This window comes from Pseudomonas sp. GW821-FHT01E05 (assembly GCF_059422425.1).
In genome coordinates this window covers 79057-96275 of record NZ_JBWKWW010000011.1, presented here as the reverse complement: position 1 = coordinate 96275, position 17219 = coordinate 79057, and the positions used below count along the sequence as shown (strand labels likewise).

17 protein-coding genes are annotated in these 17219 nt (G+C 58.4%); 12 read left to right on the top strand and 5 right to left on the bottom strand.

Annotated features, from left to right (window positions below; translation table 11 throughout):
• Positions 1 to 46 precede the first annotated feature (46 nt).
• The gene (locus tag AC07W5_RS22905; RefSeq protein ID WP_495011618.1) at positions 47 to 325 is read right to left on the bottom strand and encodes a DUF3509 domain-containing protein; all 279 of its coding nucleotides are present in this window, start codon (positions 323 to 325) and stop codon (positions 47 to 49) included.
• A 139-nt stretch (positions 326 to 464) separates the two neighbouring features.
• Here AC07W5_RS22905 and AC07W5_RS22900 point away from each other — a divergent pair, with 139 nt between their 5' ends.
• The 4 genes from AC07W5_RS22900 (at position 465) to AC07W5_RS22885 (ending at position 2285) form a co-directional block, all read left to right on the top strand.
• On the top strand, positions 465 to 668 hold the full coding sequence (locus AC07W5_RS22900; protein WP_494994603.1) for a hypothetical protein: 204 nt from the start codon (positions 465 to 467) through the stop codon (positions 666 to 668).
• Between the two features lie 93 nt (positions 669 to 761).
• Positions 762 to 1280: an ankyrin repeat domain-containing protein gene (locus AC07W5_RS22895; protein WP_495011619.1), complete on the top strand. Its 519-nt coding sequence runs from the start codon at positions 762 to 764 to the stop codon at positions 1278 to 1280.
• A gap of 214 nt (positions 1281 to 1494) precedes the next feature.
• A complete protein-coding gene (locus AC07W5_RS22890) occupies positions 1495 to 2025 on the top strand; it encodes a hypothetical protein (RefSeq protein WP_494994605.1) in 531 nt (176 codons plus the stop codon).
• A 71-nt stretch (positions 2026 to 2096) separates the two neighbouring features.
• Positions 2097 to 2285 carry a PLDc N-terminal domain-containing protein gene (locus AC07W5_RS22885; protein ID WP_494994606.1) on the top strand — a complete coding sequence of 63 codons (189 nt, stop codon included), beginning with the start codon at positions 2097 to 2099 and terminating at the stop codon, positions 2283 to 2285.
• Positions 2286 to 2336: 51 nt separating this feature from the next.
• Here AC07W5_RS22885 and AC07W5_RS22880 read toward each other — a convergent pair whose 3' ends face one another.
• Positions 2337 to 2810 carry a methylated-DNA--[protein]-cysteine S-methyltransferase gene (locus AC07W5_RS22880; RefSeq protein WP_494994607.1) on the bottom strand — a complete coding sequence of 158 codons (474 nt, stop codon included), beginning with the start codon at positions 2808 to 2810 and terminating at the stop codon, positions 2337 to 2339.
• Between the two features lie 178 nt (positions 2811 to 2988).
• On the opposite strand from AC07W5_RS22880, the gene speE reads away from it, so the two are divergent.
• The 4 genes from speE to AC07W5_RS22860 all read left to right on the top strand — a co-directional run bounded on the left by speE (position 2989) and on the right by AC07W5_RS22860 (position 7805).
• Positions 2989 to 3864: a polyamine aminopropyltransferase gene (speE, locus tag AC07W5_RS22875; protein WP_494994608.1), complete on the top strand. Its 876-nt coding sequence runs from the start codon at positions 2989 to 2991 to the stop codon at positions 3862 to 3864.
• A 316-nt stretch (positions 3865 to 4180) separates the two neighbouring features.
• Positions 4181 to 6268 (top strand): LTA synthase family protein, encoded by a 2088-nt coding sequence (locus AC07W5_RS22870; protein ID WP_494994609.1) that lies wholly within the window; start codon positions 4181 to 4183, stop codon positions 6266 to 6268.
• A 324-nt stretch (positions 6269 to 6592) separates the two neighbouring features.
• Positions 6593 to 7408 (top strand): SDR family oxidoreductase, encoded by an 816-nt coding sequence (locus tag AC07W5_RS22865; protein ID WP_495011620.1) that lies wholly within the window; start codon positions 6593 to 6595, stop codon positions 7406 to 7408.
• A gap of 64 nt (positions 7409 to 7472) precedes the next feature.
• Positions 7473 to 7805, top strand: a complete 333-nt coding sequence (locus tag AC07W5_RS22860) for a YnfA family protein (protein WP_494994611.1) — start codon at positions 7473 to 7475, stop codon at positions 7803 to 7805.
• A 42-nt stretch (positions 7806 to 7847) separates the two neighbouring features.
• Here AC07W5_RS22860 and AC07W5_RS22855 read toward each other — a convergent pair whose 3' ends face one another.
• Positions 7848 to 8075 (bottom strand): YheU family protein, encoded by a 228-nt coding sequence (locus AC07W5_RS22855; protein ID WP_419114996.1) that lies wholly within the window; start codon positions 8073 to 8075, stop codon positions 7848 to 7850.
• A 112-nt stretch (positions 8076 to 8187) separates the two neighbouring features.
• Positions 8188 to 10170 carry a bifunctional tRNA (5-methylaminomethyl-2-thiouridine)(34)-methyltransferase MnmC2/FAD-dependent 5-carboxymethylaminomethyl-2-thiouridine(34) oxidoreductase MnmC1 gene (gene mnmC, locus AC07W5_RS22850; RefSeq protein ID WP_495024383.1) on the bottom strand — a complete coding sequence of 661 codons (1983 nt, stop codon included), beginning with the start codon at positions 10168 to 10170 and terminating at the stop codon, positions 8188 to 8190.
• A gap of 140 nt (positions 10171 to 10310) precedes the next feature.
• On the opposite strand from mnmC, the gene pap reads away from it, so the two are divergent.
• The 3 genes from pap (at position 10311) to AC07W5_RS22835 (ending at position 14322) form a co-directional block, all read left to right on the top strand.
• Complete coding sequence (pap, locus tag AC07W5_RS22845; protein WP_494994613.1) at positions 10311 to 11834, top strand: polyphosphate:AMP phosphotransferase; 1524 nt, start codon at positions 10311 to 10313, stop codon at positions 11832 to 11834.
• A gap of 99 nt (positions 11835 to 11933) precedes the next feature.
• Entirely contained in the window at positions 11934 to 13118 is a 1185-nt protein-coding gene (locus AC07W5_RS22840) for a thiolase family protein (RefSeq protein WP_495024382.1), read from the top strand.
• 244 nt (positions 13119 to 13362) lie between these two features.
• Positions 13363 to 14322, top strand: coding sequence for a DMT family transporter (locus AC07W5_RS22835; RefSeq protein WP_495024381.1), 960 nt, complete (start codon positions 13363 to 13365; stop codon positions 14320 to 14322).
• 35 nt (positions 14323 to 14357) lie between these two features.
• On the opposite strand, the gene AC07W5_RS22830 is transcribed toward AC07W5_RS22835, so the two are convergent.
• Positions 14358 to 15266 carry a DMT family transporter gene (locus AC07W5_RS22830; protein ID WP_494994616.1) on the bottom strand — a complete coding sequence of 303 codons (909 nt, stop codon included), beginning with the start codon at positions 15264 to 15266 and terminating at the stop codon, positions 14358 to 14360.
• A gap of 129 nt (positions 15267 to 15395) precedes the next feature.
• On the opposite strand from AC07W5_RS22830, the gene aceK reads away from it, so the two are divergent.
• Positions 15396 to 17117 (top strand): bifunctional isocitrate dehydrogenase kinase/phosphatase, encoded by a 1722-nt coding sequence (gene aceK, locus AC07W5_RS22825; RefSeq protein WP_494994617.1) that lies wholly within the window; start codon positions 15396 to 15398, stop codon positions 17115 to 17117.
• Positions 17118 to 17219 lie beyond the last annotated feature (102 nt).

The window sequence follows — 17219 nt, the reverse complement described above, 5'->3', positions numbered from 1 at the left end:
GAAGCCAGAAGGCTTCACGACCTGAACAGTTGAAGCGGGTGATGAATCAGGCCGAGTAATAGGTCGGCAGCGCAAAGCGTTGTTGGCTTTGCAGCATTGAAATCTTTGGCAGTTCGCCGGCCTGTTCTGCCAGGTCGCGGCGAATCGCGCTGATCACCCTGGAAAGTTGCTCACCGGCATGTAACTGCGCATAAGAAATGGATCGTTTGAGCTGTTTACCTTCGCGGTTGCACAACGTGAGCACAATGCTGCCGTCAGGCCGTGCCTGGGTGGTGACGTTGAAGTCGGAGAACAAAGAAGAGAACTTTTCCTGGATAAGGCTCATGTCTATCAGCTCCGTTAGCTCTTGAATGGCAAGCGTGAAGTGATAGGAGCATTGATTGTGCCAGTATTGCCGCTATAAAAAATACTATATAAATCAGTAAGTTATAATTTTACAGGCATTTCGGCTTCGTGCAATTTGCATGAGTGGCCATCGTGCATCGTGCATTTTGCGTGGTTTGCAGGGATTTTCAGATCGCAGCAACACGCTGAACCGCTGTGCGCCGATTCGCAACGAGGTCGGCTTCATGCAAAAAAATGTCAGGGGCGTGCCGGGATCGGACACTTACGTGCTAGTGACCGAGCAGGTGCTGGCGGATATTCAAGGTGGCAAGTTTCGCTATTGATTCTGACTATGGCAGGCCTTGAGAAAAAAGGGGTGACAGGCGCAAGGCCGCTCGGGAAACTATCGGCTTTGCGATCAGAATGTGGAGTCCCGAATGTCAGACAAAAGCCGCCAGATGACCGAAGAAGAAGCTGCGGAGTTTGCCGAGCAGGTGTTCAACAAAGCGCGTGAAGGCGACGCGGCCATGCTCGCGGCGCTGCTGAGCAAAGGCCTGCCGGTCAATCTGCGCAACCACAAGGGCGATACCTTGCTGATGCTCGCCAGCTATCACGGGCACGTCGATGCGGTGCGGGTATTGCTCGAGCACAAGGCTGATCCGGAGATCCGCAACGACAACGGCCAAAGCCCGATTGCCGGCGCAGCGTTCAAAGGTGACCTGCCGGTGGTCAAAGTGCTGGTCGAAGGTGGCGCCGAGGTCGAGGGTTCGTCCTTTGACGGTCGCACCGCGTTGATGATGGCGGCGATGTTCAACCGTACGCAAATCGTCGACTACCTGATCAGCAAAGGCGCCGATCCAAAGGCCAGGGATGCCAATGGAGTGTCCGCGCTGGACGCCGCAAAAACCATGGGCGCAGCGGACACCACGGTGCAGTTGGAAAAGTTGCCGGGCTGAGAGTTCAAGGTTGTCCGTAGCAGCTGGCGAAGCCTGCGTCCGACCGCGAAGCGGTCGTAAATCCGGCCTCCTCGGTTAACCTGCAAAATCGCAGTGTCTGATTTTACGACCGCTACGCGGTCGGACGCAGCCTGGCGCCAGCCTGCTACACAGGTTTGCCCCCGAATGCGCTATCCTTCGCGCCCTCAAATTTCCTTCGTTACAGGATTCGCCCATGAAAACCGCCCTCGTTGAACTCATCAGCAAAATCAGCTCCGGGTGTATGGGTGATGATGAAGTGGCGCGGATCGCCGACGAAGCTGCGCAAGCCTACGCCGACGCGGACGCTTTCCTGGCGGCCAATCCGGACATCAACTACGACGACACGTTTTCGATCCCGCTGGGTGAGTGGGTCGTGGTGGGCAGCCTGCCGGAAACCGTGTTGTTTCAGGCGGACACCTATATGGACCTGTTTGCCGGGATAGTCGCTTCGTTCGGCCCGGGCGTGGCGTTCAATATCAAACCCAAACAGCTTGCCAAAGTCGAAGCGTTGACTGCGCTCAACCGCATCCAGATCCAGCTGAGCAGCATGAACCCTGAAAACGGTGGTTATGTGCTGATGAACTTCAGCCAATTGCTCGATGACGAAATTCAGGCGGTGCTGGTGTATGGCAACGACGTGCCACGGGTGCTGGAGTTGTGCGCCGAAGTCGGCATCAACGCTGCGCCGTCCCTTGAAGCACTACGAGTGGCGATTCACGTCTAACCATAATCAGACGGAATCCTTATCAAGCCCGGCTATCCTGAGTGTGTTAGCCATTACTTAGGAGCGACACCGTGGGTTCCACTTTCAATGGTCTGGTCGGCCTGATAGTCCTTGTCCTGGATATCTGGGCGATCATCAACATTCTTAAAAGCGGCGTCGATACCGGGATGAAGATCATCTGGGTGATGGTGATTATCTTGCTGCCGGTACTGGGTCTGATCATCTGGGCCATCGCCGGGCCACGGGGCAACAATATGTAGGGGCTGGCGCAGGCTGCGATCTTTTTGCCAGCCCAGCGACTGCGCCTCGGTTCAAATCAGCCACGCACCCTCGAGTTGCAACAGCGTTTGTTTGCGTTCCAGTCCACCACCATAGCCGGTGAGGGTCCCGTTGCTGCCGATCACCCGATGGCAAGGGATGATGATCGATATCGGGTTGGCGCCATTGGCGGTGCCGACCGCACGTACGGCTTTCGGGTTGCCGATCTGCACCGCCAGCTCGGCGTAGCTCCAGGTATGGCCGTAGGGGATTCGCTGCAAGGCCTGCCACACCGTTTGTTGGAACGGCGTGCCCTGAGGTGCCAGGCGCACATCGAAACACTCACGCTTACCCTCGAAATATTCATCCAGTTGCCGACAGACGGTATCGAGTTCATTACTGGCTTCGAACCAGTACTGCGGCGGCGTCCAGTGCTGGTGGTTGTCCATGTACAGCTGGCGCAGCCCCTGCTCATCCCCGGCCAGCAGCAGCGGCCCGATCGGGCTTGGGTGATAGCGGTAAAACATCTTGTTGGCTCTTGGTAAAGGTCAGGCACAAAGATAGAGCCAGAAGGTTCGACCTGTCATGTTCTGCGACGTAGAATGCGCGCCTTTCCTTGGTCAATTGCCGACACCCGTGCCGACGATTGGCCAGCATGGGCGGGTGACCGTCCGTTGCCACCAGCATTTACCGGGGGACTTACCCATGAGCACCACCCAGAACAGCGAGTACCTGGAAACCCTTTACGAAGGCTACGGCCAGCGTTTCCGCATGGAAAAACTGCTGCACGAAGTGCGCACCGAACACCAGCATCTGGTGATCTTCGAGAACCCGCGCATGGGTCGCGTGATGGCCCTGGACGGCGTGATCCAGACCACCGAAGCCGACGAGTTCATCTACCACGAGATGCTCACCCATGTACCGATCCTGGCCCATGGCACTGCCAAGCGGGTGCTGATCATCGGTGGTGGTGATGGCGGCATGCTGCGTGAAGTAGCCAAGCACCGCAGCATCGAACACATCACCATGGTCGAAATCGACGGCACCGTGGTCGACATGTGCAAAGAGTTTCTACCGGATCACTCCAAGGGCGCGTTCAATGATCCACGCCTGAATCTGGTGATCGACGACGGCATGCGTTTCGTCGCGACCACCGAAGAGAAGTTCGACGTGATCATTTCCGACTCCACCGACCCGATCGGTCCGGGCGAAGTGCTGTTCTCGGAAAACTTCTATCAGGCGTGCCACCGTTGCCTGAACGAGGGCGGCATCCTGGTGACCCAGAACGGCACGCCGTTCATGCAACTGAGCGAAGTGAAAACCACTGCCGGTCGTATGCGTAGCCTGTTCCCGGACTGGCACTTCTATCAGGCTGCGGTGCCGACCTACATCGGCGGCGCGATGACCTTCGCCTGGGGCGCGACCAACACCGCTTACCGCAAGTTGTCCCGCGAGACTCTGAGTCAGCGTTTTGCTGGCAGCGGCATCATCACTCGCTATTACAACCCTGAGATTCATATCGGCGCTTTCGCCTTGCCGCAATATGTATTGCAGGCGATTAATAAACCGAGCAATGACTAAGCAACAGTGTTGATGAAAGGGCCGCAAGGCCCTTTTTTATGTGTCAAAATGTGCGTTGAACGAAATTTTCACAACCGCTCCAAGACAATTCGCACCCGCTGTTTTCCGCGCTCAGCCTTCAGCAGCCTCCTGTTCCAGAGCCTTGAAACACCACGCTGGGAGCGCATGCCAGTAATAAATGGTAATGCCGCGAGTGATCGTGCACCATTTGCGCACCGCGAAAACCCCGCGACCAATACGTACAAGTAATGGCTATGAGAGGGCAGGGCGCAGCTGCATTTATGAAATTTTAACTTCCAATGAGTTCTGAATCGACATGGCAATCCCGGACGCCCTGAGTCAGCAGCGAGCTTCAAGTCGCTTGCTGCAACCGACCGTCAAATCGCATCTGGCATATACGCTACTCTGCGCCCTGGTCATGATGGTGATGCTCTCTGTGCTGCGCGTGGCGCTGCTGGTTTATAACCGAGAGATGATCCTCGACACCCCGGCCTCGACCTTCCTCGAAGCCTTTGCCAACGGCCTGCGTTTTGACGTGCGTCTGGTGGTCTACATCAGTATCCCGCTGCTGCTGGCACTGTTCAGCGCCCGGATCATGGCCGCCCGTGGTTTCTTCCGTTTCTGGCTGACCATCGCCTCCAGCATTGCGCTGTTCCTCGGCCTGATGGAGATGGACTTCTACCGCGAGTTTCACCAGCGCCTTAACGGGTTGGTCTTCCAGTACGTGAAGGAAGACCCGAAAACCGTGATGAGCATGCTCTGGTACGGCTTCCCGGTGGTTCGCTATCTGCTGGCCTGGGTCGTTGGCACCTGGTTGTTGAGCCTGGCGTTCAAGGGCGCCGACCGTGCGACCCGGCCTCGTGGCCCGTTCAGCGGTGGCAGCATCGGCACGCGTCAAATCGCCCCGTGGTACGTGCGCATTGGTGTATTCGTGGTATGTATGCTGATTTGTGTCGTGGCTGCCCGTGGCACCTTGCGTCAAGGCCCGCCGCTGCGTTGGGGTGACGCCTACACCACCAACTCCAACTTTGCCAACCAGTTGGGCCTCAACGGAACGTTGACACTGATCTCCGCGGCGGAGAGCCGTTTGTCCGACGATCGCTCCAATATCTGGAAAGCCACTCTGGATCAGCCTTTGGCTCAGCAGACCGTGCGCGACATGTTGCTGGTGGCCAACGACAAGCTGGTCGACGCCGATATTGCCGCCATGCGTCGCGATACTACGCCGCCGGAGGCAAATACCCTGCCGATCAAAAACGTCGTGGTCATTCTGATGGAAAGCTTCGCCGGTCATTCGGTGGGCGCGCTGGGTCGTCCCGGCAATATCACGCCGTACTTCGATAATCTGTCGAAAGAAGGCCTTTTGTTCGACCGTTTCTTCTCAAACGGTACCCATACCCACCAGGGTATGTTTGCGACTATGGCTTGCTTCCCCAACCTGCCAGGCTTCGAGTACCTGATGCAAACCCCGGAAGGCAGCCACAAGCTGTCCGGTCTGCCTCAATTGCTCAGCACTCGTAAGTATGACGATGTGTACGTCTATAACGGCGACTTTGCCTGGGATAACCAATCAGGCTTCTTCAGCAATCAGGGCATGACCAACTTCATTGGTCGTAACGACTTCATCGACCCGGTGTTCTCCGATCCGACGTGGGGTGTTTCCGATCAAGACATGTTCAATCGTGGCCTCGAAGAACTGAAGAAACGCGATGGCAAAAAACCGTTCTACGCACTGCTGCAAACCCTGTCCAACCACACACCGTATGCGTTGCCGACACCCTTGCCCGTCGACAAGGTTACGGACAGCGGCACATTGAACGAGCACTTGACTGCCATGCGCTACGCCGACTGGGCTTTGGGCCAGTTCTTCGAAAAAGCGCGTAAAGAGCCGTATTTCAAAGAAACCTTGTTTGTCGTTGTGGGTGACCACGGGTTTGGTAACGATCAGCAGATCACCGAGATGGACCTGGGACGTTTCAACGTGCCAATGCTGATGATCGCTCCGGGCCTCCAGGAGAAGTTCGGCAAGCGCAGTGACATCGTGGGCACGCAGATTGATATCGTGCCGACCATCATGGGTCGTATCGGTGGCGAGTTCCGCCAGCAATGCTGGGGGCGTGACTTGCTCAACCTGCCGGAAGGCGACAAGGGCATCGGTGTCATCAAACCTTCGGGTAACGAACCGACGGTGGCCATCATCAACGGTGACCACATTCTGGTACAACCCAAGGATATGCCGGCCAAGGTCTGGCAGTACAAGCTTGGGGCCAACCCTGGAGGTCAGGTGATCCCGAACTCGCCGGATGAAGCCGGCCTCAAGCAGAAATTGGACGCGTTCCTGCAGACCGCTACCAAGAGCCTGCTCGATAACACCGCTGGCGTTGTCGACGGCAACCCGGACTAAGGGTTTGGCTCAATAAGGAAGAGGCCCCATGTGGGCCTCTTTTTTTGAACATGTTTTCCGGTGCCGGGCTTATTTCTTTTGTTTTACTTGCTGCATTCATTCAGCAAGACCGCGTTATCGTTCAATCGCGGGCAAGCCTCGCTCCTGCGAGTACGCGTTAAAACTGTAGGAGCAAGGCTTGCCCGCGATTGGCTGCAACGCAATTTGTCGTCGTACAGCTCCGTGGTTTGCCTGGGGCATTCAGCACTCTGATGGTGCGTGGATGGAGGAAAGTCCTTCGCTACACTGCGGCTCATCTTCCCCGGAACAACAAGGCAACTTCCTATGCAAAATCGCATGATGATCACCGGCGCTGGATCCGGCCTTGGTCGCGAAATCGCTCTGCGCTGGGCCCGTGAAGGCTGGCGGTTAGCCTTGTCGGATGTCAGCGAGGCGGGTTTGCAAGAGACACTCAAACTGGTTCGTGAAGCCGGAGGCGACGGTTTTATCCAGCGTTGTGATGTGCGCGACTACAGCCAATTGACCGCGTTTGCTCAAGCCTGCGAAGTGAAGCTGGGCGGCATCGATGTCATCGTCAATAACGCAGGCGTGGCCTCGGGCGGCTTCTTTAGTGAGCTGTCCCTCGAAGACTGGGACTGGCAGATCTCGATCAACCTGATGGGGGTGGTCAAAGGCTGCAAGGCCTTCCTGCCGCTGCTGGAAAAAAGCAAAGGCAAGATCATCAACATCGCCTCCATGGCAGCCTTGATGCAAGGCCCTGCGATGAGCAACTACAACGTGGCCAAGGCCGGCGTGGTGGCCTTGTCCGAAAGCCTGTTGATTGAACTGGCGCACCAGGAAATCGCCGTGCACGTGGTTTGCCCGTCGTTCTTCCAGACCAACCTGCTGGATTCCTTCCGTGGCCCGACACCCGCCATGAAAGCCCAGGTCGGCAAACTGCTGGAAAGCTCTCCGATCAGCGCCAGCGATATCGCCGACTACATCTACCAACATGTCGCCGAGGGTGAATTCATGATTCTGCCCCATGAACAGGGGCGCATGGCCTGGGCGCTGAAGCAGAAGAACCCGCAGTTGCTCTACAACGAAATGACCGTGATGGCGGACAAGATGCGCGCCAAGGCCAAACAAACCGCCGGCTGAACTTGCTCACGGGGAGCTGCCTCGTTAGGGTTGCCGATTCTGGCAGCCTTGAGGAGACCGTTGCATGCTCAATTACCTGTGGTTTTTTCTCGCGGCGCTGTTTGAAATCGCCGGCTGTTTCGCGTTCTGGATGTGGTTACGCCAGGGTAAAAGTGCCTGGTGGATTGTGCCTGCGTTACTCAGCCTGATGCTCTTTGCGGTGCTGTTGACCAAGGTTGAAGCGAACTACGCCGGCCGCGCCTACGCGGCTTACGGCGGTATCTACATCATTGCGTCCATCGGCTGGCTTGGCGTGGTCGAGCGGGTTCGTCCCTTGAGTTCAGACTGGCTGGGCGTTGCCCTTTGCGTGATCGGTGCGAGCATTATTCTGTTTGGCCCCCGCTTTTCCAGCGTCTGAAACCTTCCCGCGAACGAGGCGGATCAATCACAGCAGACAGCCTCAATCAAACAGTTCTTTGGGTACGTCGTGCTTGAGCATCAATTGGCATTGCTGGCTGTCCGGATCAAAGACAATCAGCGCCTGACCTTTGGTCAACGCCTGGCGAACCCGTAGCACGCGGGTTTCCAGCGGAGTTTCATCGCCATTGTCGGTGCCGTCACGGGTGACGAAGTCTTCGATCAGGCGGGTCAGGGTGTCGACTTCAAGTTGGTCGTAGGGAATCAGCATAGGTACCTCAGGTAAACAATCCTGGAGATGCTACTGGGCTTGGGGCCGCGCGGCCAGTAGGCGCAACTGTGTTGATCGGCTCATTGCGCTTTCCATTGCGTACCGTCGCGCATCAGGCCTTGCCGCGAATCAGTGTGCGCAAGGCAAAGCGATTCGGGTGACAGGCCTCGGCCACGCTTCTGGGCAGCGGCAGCGGTTCGTTGGTCAGCCAGGCCGCCAGTAACTCCCCCGACAATGGGGCGGTGATCAATCCGCGAGAGCCATGGCCGCTGTTAACGTACAAACCGTCCAGCCAGGGGCAACGGATGTCGGGCACTTGCCGGGCGTCCTTGCTCAACGCGGCGTAGGTTTGAGCAAAGGCCTGGTGATCGGCCAATGGACCGACGATGGGCAAATAATCGGGGCTGGTGCAGCGAAAGGCCGCGCGGCCCTGAAGCTGCCCGGGGTCCAGTTGCGCAGCGTGCAAGCGCTCAACCAGATCGCTCGAAATCTCTTTGAGTAGTTCCAGATTACCCGCATGCTCGGCTGTGGTCGGGGTCAGGTCATCGCTCTTGAAATCGAAGCTGGCGCCCAGGGTGTGCTCGCCCAGCCGGGCAGGGGCGACATAACCTTCGGCGCAGACCACGGTTGCCAGGCTCGTGCTTTCAGACGTCTGTGCCAGGCGGGTGATCTGTCCGCGAATACGTTTGAGCGGCAGTTGGCTGCTTGCCGGGAAGCGCTTGATCTCGGCAGCACCGGCCAAAATCACCACCGGGGCTGAAGCCAACAATGTTGAACCGCTCCAGGCTTGCCATTGATCATCGATCTTGCGCAGTTCCAACGCATCGTGATGCGTCAGCAATTCAATCGTCGGGTGCGTCGCTTGCCACTGACACAAAGCGGGTGGGTGAACCCACCCGCCTTCGGGGAAAAACAGGCCACCATGCTCAAGACCAATACCCGCCTGAGCTTGCGCTTGCGGCTGATCCAGCAGGTGTAACAGGTCCGGAGAAAAAGCGGCCGCAAGCTGCGCCTGGCGCTCTGCTTCCTTGACGTTGAAGGCCAGTTGCAGCACACCGCAGCCGTCCCAATCGATACCGCGATGCAGGTGTTCGAGCAGGCGTCGGGTGTAGCCGAAACCACTGACGATCAACTGTGACAATGCCGTGCCGTGCGCCGACAGTTTCAGGTACAGCACCCCTTGCGGATTGCCCGAGGCTTCCTGGGCCAGCTCGCCGTGGCGCTCCAGCAGGCTGACGTGCCAGCCGCGTGCAGCAAGGCTCGCGGCGCTGGCGCAACCGGCCAGTCCGCCACCGATGACCAAGGCTCGACGTTCGCTAACGAGCGGGGCAGGACGGGCGAACCACGGCTTGCCAGCGGCAGGCAGAGGCACGTCTTGCGGCCAGCCGAGGAATTCGCCCCGCAGGATTTCCCATTTGTGACCGATGCCCGGCGTGCGGCGCATTTTGAAACCGGCCGCATTGAGCAGGCGTCGTACCCAGCCGGTGCTGGTAAAGGTACTGATGGTCGAGCCGGGCGCGGCCAGCCGGGCGAGTTCGGCAAACAGCTCGGGGGTCCACATGTCCGGGTTCTTCGCCGGGGCGAAGCCGTCGAGAAACCAGGCATCGATCTGTGCGTCAAGTTGTGGCAGTTGCTCCAGCGCATCACCGATCAGCAAGGTCAGGGTCACGCGCCCGCCACCGAGCACCAGGCGCTGGAAGCCCTGATGGATAGCGACATATTGCTCCAGGAGCTGATCGGCAAAAAGCTTGAGCCCAGGCCAAAGGGCAAGGGCGCGTTGCAGGTCGGGGTGGCTGAGCGGGTATTTCTCCACGCTGACGAAATGCAGCCGCGCACCGGCCACTGCCTGTTGCTCGAACAACTGCCAGGCGCAGAGAAAATTCAGCCCGGTGCCGAAACCGGTTTCCCCGATCACCAGTCGCCCATCGGCCGGTAATGCGGCAAAGCGCTCGCTCAAGCGATTCTGTTCGATGAACACATAGCGGGTTTCCTCAAGGCCCGACTGATCGGAGAAATACACGTCGTCAAACACGCGCGAGCGCGGACGGCCTTGGTCGTCCCAGTCAATCTGGGCGTGGGACATTTCAGTGGTCATGTTTGGCTCGGCAACGGCAAGGTGGCCATTCTAGCTGATCGCTGCACCCGGAATCGGTCCATGGCAGCGCCTGCTGCATTGCTCAGACAAAGCGCTGCCCAATCCGCTAGTCTTGCTCAAACCTGGAAGGGAGCCGCCCCATGTTCGAATCCGCTGAAATCGGTCACGCCATCGACAAAGAAACCTTTGAGGCCGAAGTGCCGGCCCTGCGTGAAGCCTTGATCGAAGCCCAGTTCGAACTGCGACAGCAAGGGCGCTTCCCGGTCATCGTGTTGATCAACGGCATCGAAGGCGCTGGCAAGGGCGAGACGGTCAAATTGCTCAACGAATGGATGGACCCGCGGTTTATCGAGGTTCGTACGTTCGATCAGCAGACCGATGAAGAGCTGGCCCGCCCACCGGCCTGGCGCTACTGGCGGATGCTGCCGGCCAAGGGGCGGATGGGGATTTTCTTTGGCAACTGGTACAGCCAGATGTTGCAGGGCCGGGTTCATGGCCTGTTCAAGGACGCGGTGCTGGACCAGGCGATCAACCAGGCCGAGCGGTTTGAAAAAATGCTCTGCGATGAAGGCGCGCTGATCTTCAAGTTCTGGTTTCACCTGTCCAGGAAACAGATGAAAACCCGCCTCAAGGTCTTGCAGGATGATCCGCTGCACAGCTGGCGTATCAGCCCGCTGGACTGGCAGCAATCGCAAACCTACGACAAGTTTGTGCGCTTCGGCGAACGGGTGCTGCGTCGCACCAGCCGTGATTACGCGCCCTGGCATGTGATCGAAGGTGTCGACGCGCATTATCGTAGCCTGACGGTAGGCAAGATCCTGCTCGAAGGTCTGCAAAGCGCCCTGCGCCGACCCAAGGTCAAACCGGATACGGTGAACGCCGCGCCACTGATGGGTAGCGTCGATCAGCTGAGTCTGCTCGGCAGCCTGGACATGACCCTGAACCTGGATAAGGACGACTACGAAGAGCAACTGATCACCGAGCAGGCGCGGTTCTCTGGTTTGATGCGTGACAAACGCATGCGCAGACACGCGCTGGTGGCGGTGTTCGAGGGCAATGATGCGGCGGGCAAGGGCGGGGCAATCCGGCGAGTGGCGGCGGCCCTCGATCCGCGTCAATACAGCATCGTGCCGATCGCCGCACCGACAGAAGAAGAACGCGCTCAACCGTATCTCTGGCGGTTCTGGCGGCATATTCCGGCGCGGGGAAAATTCACCGTGTTCGACCGCTCCTGGTATGGCCGGGTGCTGGTGGAGCGGATCGAAGGCTATTGCAGCCGTGCCGACTGGATGCGCGCTTATGCCGAGATCAATGACTTCGAAGAGCAGATCAGTGATTCCGGCGTGATCGTGGTGAAGTTCTGGCTGGCCATCGACAAACAAACCCAGCTGGAGCGTTTCCAGGACCGCGAAGAAATCCCCTTCAAACGCTTCAAGATCACCGAGGACGACTGGCGCAACCGCGAAAAATGGGATGACTACCGCGTCGCCGTCTGTGACATGGTCGACCGTACCAGCACCGAGATTTCACCCTGGACGCTGGTGGAGGCCAACGACAAACGCTGGGCCCGGGTCAAGGTGTTGCGCACCATCAATCGGGCGCTGGAGGAGGCCTTCGAGAAGTCCGACAAACACGACAGGAAGGCGAAAAAGGACAACAAGTAAGCCGATGGTTGCGCATACGCGAGGTGAATGATTGTCGCGGTCGGCAATAGGGTGGATTTATGCTGATTCCATCCCTGACCGACAACAATGAGGTATGCCATGCGTGAAGTGGTGATCGTCGATAGCGTGCGGACTGGCCTGGCCAAATCCTTTCGTGGCAAGTTCAACCAGACTCGTCCTGATGACATGGCTGCCCATTGCGTCAATGCGCTGCTGACCCGCAATGGCATCGACCCGGCCAGTGTCGAGGATTGCATCGTTGGCGCCGGTTCCAACGAAGCGGCCCAGGGTTACAACATCGGCCGCAATGTCGCGGTGTTATCGAAACTGGGCACCGGCACGGCAGGCATGACCCTCAACCGTTTTTGCTCTTCGGGTTTGCAGGCGATTGCCATTGCCGCCAACCAGATTGCCTCCGGTTGCAGCGACATCATCATCGCCGGTGGCGTGGAGTCCATCAGCCTGACCTTGAACCGCGTCAACACCGACAATCTGATCAACCCGTTACTCAAGGAGCAGGTGCCGGGTATTTATTTTCCCATGGGCCAGACCGCCGAAATCGTCGCCCGCCGCTATGACGTCAGCCGTGAAGAGCAGGACCTCTACGCCCTGCAAAGTCAGCAACGCACCGCTCAGGCCCAGGCCGCCGGGCTGTTCTGCGATGAAATCGTGCCAATGGCGGTGAAATACGCAGTCGAAGACAAAACCACCGGCCAGGTGCAGATCCTGGAAGGTATCGTCGACCGTGATGACTGCAATCGCCCTGATACTACCTTGCAAAGTCTGGCCGGGTTGAAGCCGGTGTTTGCCGAAGACGGCTCGGTGACTGCGGGCAACTCCTCGCAGCTGTCCGATGGCGCGTCGATGACCCTGGTGATGAGCCTGGAAAAAGCCCTGGAGCTGGGCCTCAAACCCCGTGCGTTCTTTCGTGGTTTCGCCGTCGCCGGTTGTGAGCCGGACGAGATGGGCATCGGCCCGGTGTTTTCGGTGCCAAAATTGCTCAAGCTCAAGGGTTTGCAGGTGGCCGATATCGACCTCTGGGAACTCAACGAAGCCTTTGCCTCGCAGTGCCTGTACAGCCGCAATCGGCTGGAAATCGATAACGATAAATATAACGTCAACGGCGGCTCGATCTCCATCGGCCACCCGTTCGGCATGACCGGTTCGCGCCAGGTCGGGCACCTCGTGCGCGAGCTGCAACGGCGCAACCTGCGTTACGGCATCGTGACCATGTGCGTCGGTGGCGGGATGGGCGCGACAGGGTTGTTTGAAGCGGTGCGTTAAACCAGAAATGCGGGCCAGATGATCGTTCCCACGCGCAGCAAAGGAATGCCGCGCTGGACGCTCTGCGTCCGCTTCAACTTCTCTGTCGCTCGGCAGATCGCCTTCGCGGGGACATTGGTGGCATATCGCCAACTTCAGGTTGCGACCTGTACAGTCTCATTAGCGGCCGGTTCCAAACTGTAACTGTGTGGCGGGACGATCCAGGCCTAGAATGATTTTCTCGCGGTCTGGTTTTGGGGGCTCCATGCACATTTCGTCCGGTCGCTGGGTTTATGGATTGTTGCTCGCCTTGCTGACCGCGCTGCTGTGGGGGATCTTGCCGATCAAACTCAAGCAAGTGCTGCTGGTGATGGACCCGGTCACAGTGACCTGGTATCGACTGATGGTGTCCGGTGGTTTTCTGTTCATTTATCTGGCTGCAGTCAAGCGTTTGCCAAGCTTGCGAGTGCTCGGCCCACGGGGCGGCTGGCTGTTGTTGATGGCGGTCCTGGGGCTTGTGGGCAACTACGTGCTGTACCTGATGGGCCTGAATCTGCTCAGTTCTGGTACCGCGCAGTTGGTGGTGCAGATGGGGCCGATCCTGCTGCTGATCGCCAGCCTGTTTGTTTTCAAGGAGCGCTTCAGCCTTGGGCAAGGCATTGGACTGCTGGTGCTATTGATCGGCTTCGGGCTGTTTTTCAATCAGCGTTTGAGTGAACTGCTGACGTCTTTGAGTGAATACACCGCTGGCGTCTTGCTGGTTCTGGCGGCGTCGGCGGTCTGGACCTTTTATGCCCTGGGTCAGAAGCAATTGCTCACGGTGTGGAATTCGTTCCAGATCATGATGGTGATCTACCTGTTTTGCGCGTTATTGCTGATGCCGTGGGTGCATCCGCTGGAGGCGCTGCAACTGAGCCCGCTGCAAGGCTGGCTGCTGCTCGGTTGCTGTTTGAATACGCTGATCGCCTATGGCGCATTTGCCGAGGCTTTGGCGCATTGGGAAGCCTCGCGGGTCAGTGCGACGCTGGCAATCACGCCGCTGGTGACCTTCGCTGCGGTGGCACTGGCTGCCAGGCTGTGGCCTGAATATGTGTATGCCGAGCAAATCAATGGTCTGGGTTATGGTGGTGCAGTGCTGGTGGTGTTTGGCTCGGCACTGGTAGCCCTCGGGCCATCGTTGATGGCCGGGCTAAAGGCCCGGCGGGTGCGGATGGCGGCGGGGTGATTGATTCAGCGCATTTCCTGTGGCGAGGCTGCTCTCTACCGTACAGCCACCTTCGATACCTTCACCACCGTCGGCTTGAGCACCAGCCACAATGCCGCGGCGATCAACACCCCGCCATACAGATGGGCCATGGACAATGGTTCATCAAGGAACAGCGCGCCCCACAACACGCCGAAGGGCGGGATCATGAAGGTCACGGTCATTGATTTGACCGGGCCAATCGAGCTGAGCAAGCGGAAGTACAGGATGTAGGCAAAGGCTGTGCAGACCAGCCCCAACCCCAGCAGCGACAACCAGACACTCCAGCCCCCCCAGCTTGCCGGTGGCTGGCTGATGGCGCTGTAACCGAACAGCGGCAACAGAAACAGCGTCGCGCCAAGCATGCTGCCCAACGCCGAGAGGCGACTGTCGAGCCCGCCTTGCTGATCGAGCCAGCGACGGGCGAGGAAACCGGCGAAGCCGTAACAGGTGGTCGCGAGGAGGCAGGCAAGGGCGCCCATCAGCAGTTCCATGTCGAAGGCCACAGGACCTGCGCGGGTCAGAATACCAACCCCGAACAGCCCAAGGCAGACACCGGCAATCTTCGCCGGGGTGAGCTTTTCGCTGAAGAACACACCGCCAATCAACACGCCCATCAGCGGCGTCGTTGCATTGAAAATCGCCGAGTAACCGGCCGGCAGCACTTGGGCGGCTACCGAATACATCGTTGCCGGAATCCCCGAGTTAATCACCCCGAGCAGCAGCACCGTCTTGAACTTGCCGCGAAAATCCCAGCTGACGCGCATCAGCGCCAGGATCACCAGCAACCCGGTGGCGGCAATCGATACGCGGAAAAAGGCAGTGGGGATTGTGCCAATCACTGGGGCGATGATGCGCATGAACAGAAAACTTGCGCCCCAGATGGCGGCAAGCAACAGCAAGCGCAGTATATCGACGGGGTTCACGGCTTGTTCCTTACTGAATTGGCGCGCAAGTGTCGCCGCAGGTGCGATGCATGGCAATGGTTGCTTTGCGTAACAATTGGCCTCTAAGCTCAGCTTCCAACGATAAGAAACATTCCCAGAGGTCTCTCTATGCCGCAGCAATGGCCAGCCGGCGACATCGCCCGAATGATCCTCGATGGCTTCGACGATTACCGCGAGCATTTCCGCCAGATCACCGACGGTGCCCGGGCGCGTTTCGAGCAGGCGCAATGGCAGGAGGCGCAGATCGCCTCAGCGGCGCGGATCAACCTCTATGAAGCGAAAGTCAGTGAAGTAGTCGGTCGGCTGCATGAGGCCTTCGATGCCGAGGCGCTGCTGGATGTAACGTTCTGGCCGCTGGTGAAAAGCGCTTACATCAGCCTGATCGACCTGCGCTTTGACGATGAGCTGTCCGAGACCTGGTACAACTCGACCTTCTGCGGACTGTTCAGCCATGACCTGATCAGCGACGGCTGCATGTTCATCCATACCACGCGGCCAAGCCTGCGCCGGGCCCGTGCTGCGCAAACCCGTACTTATAAGCCTGAGGGCGAACTGTCGAGCATGCTCGAGCAGATCTTCGTCGACTTCAGCTTCAGCGAGGCCTATGCCGATTTGCCTGGCGACCTGCGTCGGCACGAAGCCCAGTTGCGCGAGAACCTGCCGGACTGGGTCTGCAAGGACCCGCAGCTGAGCGTCGAGCTGTTTTCCTCGGTGCTGTACCGCAACAAGGGCGCGTATCTGGTGGGGCGCATCTACACCCAGGATGACCAATGGCCGTTGGTGATTGCGCTGCTGCACCGTGAAGGCCACGGGATTCAGATCGATGCGCTGATTACCGATGAAGCCGATGTGTCGATCATCTTTTCCTTTACCCGTTCGTATTTCATGGTCGATGTGCCGGTGCCAGCCGAGTTCATTGGCTTCCTCAAGCGCATTCTGCCGGGCAAGAACATCGCCGAGCTCTACACCTCGATCGGTTTCTACAAGCACGGCAAGTCCGAATTCTATCGCTCACTGATCAATCACCTGGCCAACACCGACGATCAGTTCATCATGGCCCCGGGTGTGCGCGGCATGGTCATGAGCGTGTTTACCCTGCCGGGGTTCAACACCGTATTCAAAATCATCAAGGACCGATTCTCGCCATCGAAGAACGTCGACCGCGCGACGGTGATCGAGAAGTATCGTCTGGTGAAAAGCGTCGACCGGGTAGGGCGCATGGCCGATACCCAGGAGTTTGCCGATTTCCGTTTTCCGCTGAGCAAGTTCGACCCGGCCTGCCTGGCAGAATTGCTGGAAGTGGCGGCCAAAACGGTGGAGGTCCATGGCGATACGGTGCTTATCCGTCACTGCTGGACCGAGCGACGCATGACGCCGTTGAACCTCTATCTGGAAAATGCCAACGAAGCGCAGGTTCGCGAGGCGCTGGAAGATTACGGCCTGGCGATCAAACAATTGGCGGCGGCTAATATCTTCCCCGGCGACATGCTGCTGAAGAACTTCGGCGTTACCCGTCACGGCCGCGTGGTGTTCTATGACTACGACGAAATCTGTTTTCTGACTGAAGCCAACTTCCGCCACATTCCGGCCCCACGCACGCCGGAAGATGAAATGGCCTCGGAACCGTGGTACTCGATCGGGCCACTGGATGTGTTTCCGGAAGAGTTCCCACCGTTCCTGTTCGCTGATTCCGGGCAGCGACGGTTGTTTGATCAACTGCATGGCGAGCTGTACAACGCCGATTACTGGAAAGGCCTGCAAGCGGACATTCGCGCCGGCAAGGTGATCGACGTGTTCCCCTATCGGCGCAAGGCGCTGGATAACGAATAGCCCCATCAGATCGTTCCCATACTCCGCGTGGGAATGCCTCAATGGACGCTCTGCGTCCGCTCTTGGGACGCGGAGCGTCCCGGGCTGCATTCCCACGCGGAG

Coding starts and splice junctions, on each gene's coding strand:
- AC07W5_RS22905 (WP_495011618.1), bottom strand. CDS start 325: ATGAGCCTTATCCAGGAAAAGTTCTCTTCTTTGTTCTCCGACTTCAAC.
- AC07W5_RS22900 (WP_494994603.1), top strand. CDS start 465: ATGAGTGGCCATCGTGCATCGTGCATTTTGCGTGGTTTGCAGGGATTT.
- AC07W5_RS22895 (WP_495011619.1), top strand. CDS start 762: ATGTCAGACAAAAGCCGCCAGATGACCGAAGAAGAAGCTGCGGAGTTT.
- AC07W5_RS22890 (WP_494994605.1), top strand. CDS start 1,495: ATGAAAACCGCCCTCGTTGAACTCATCAGCAAAATCAGCTCCGGGTGT.
- AC07W5_RS22880 (WP_494994607.1), bottom strand. CDS start 2,810: ATGTTTTACCGCTATCACCCAAGCCCGATCGGGCCGCTGCTGCTGGCC.
- speE (WP_494994608.1), top strand. CDS start 2,989: ATGAGCACCACCCAGAACAGCGAGTACCTGGAAACCCTTTACGAAGGC.
- AC07W5_RS22870 (WP_494994609.1), top strand. CDS start 4,181: ATGGCAATCCCGGACGCCCTGAGTCAGCAGCGAGCTTCAAGTCGCTTG.
- AC07W5_RS22865 (WP_495011620.1), top strand. CDS start 6,593: ATGCAAAATCGCATGATGATCACCGGCGCTGGATCCGGCCTTGGTCGC.
- AC07W5_RS22860 (WP_494994611.1), top strand. CDS start 7,473: ATGCTCAATTACCTGTGGTTTTTTCTCGCGGCGCTGTTTGAAATCGCC.
- AC07W5_RS22855 (WP_419114996.1), bottom strand. CDS start 8,075: ATGCTGATTCCCTACGACCAACTTGAAGTCGACACCCTGACCCGCCTG.
- mnmC (WP_495024383.1), bottom strand. CDS start 10,170: ATGACCACTGAAATGTCCCACGCCCAGATTGACTGGGACGACCAAGGC.
- pap (WP_494994613.1), top strand. CDS start 10,311: ATGTTCGAATCCGCTGAAATCGGTCACGCCATCGACAAAGAAACCTTT.
- AC07W5_RS22840 (WP_495024382.1), top strand. CDS start 11,934: ATGCGTGAAGTGGTGATCGTCGATAGCGTGCGGACTGGCCTGGCCAAA.
- AC07W5_RS22835 (WP_495024381.1), top strand. CDS start 13,363: ATGCACATTTCGTCCGGTCGCTGGGTTTATGGATTGTTGCTCGCCTTG.
- aceK (WP_494994617.1), top strand. CDS start 15,396: ATGCCGCAGCAATGGCCAGCCGGCGACATCGCCCGAATGATCCTCGAT.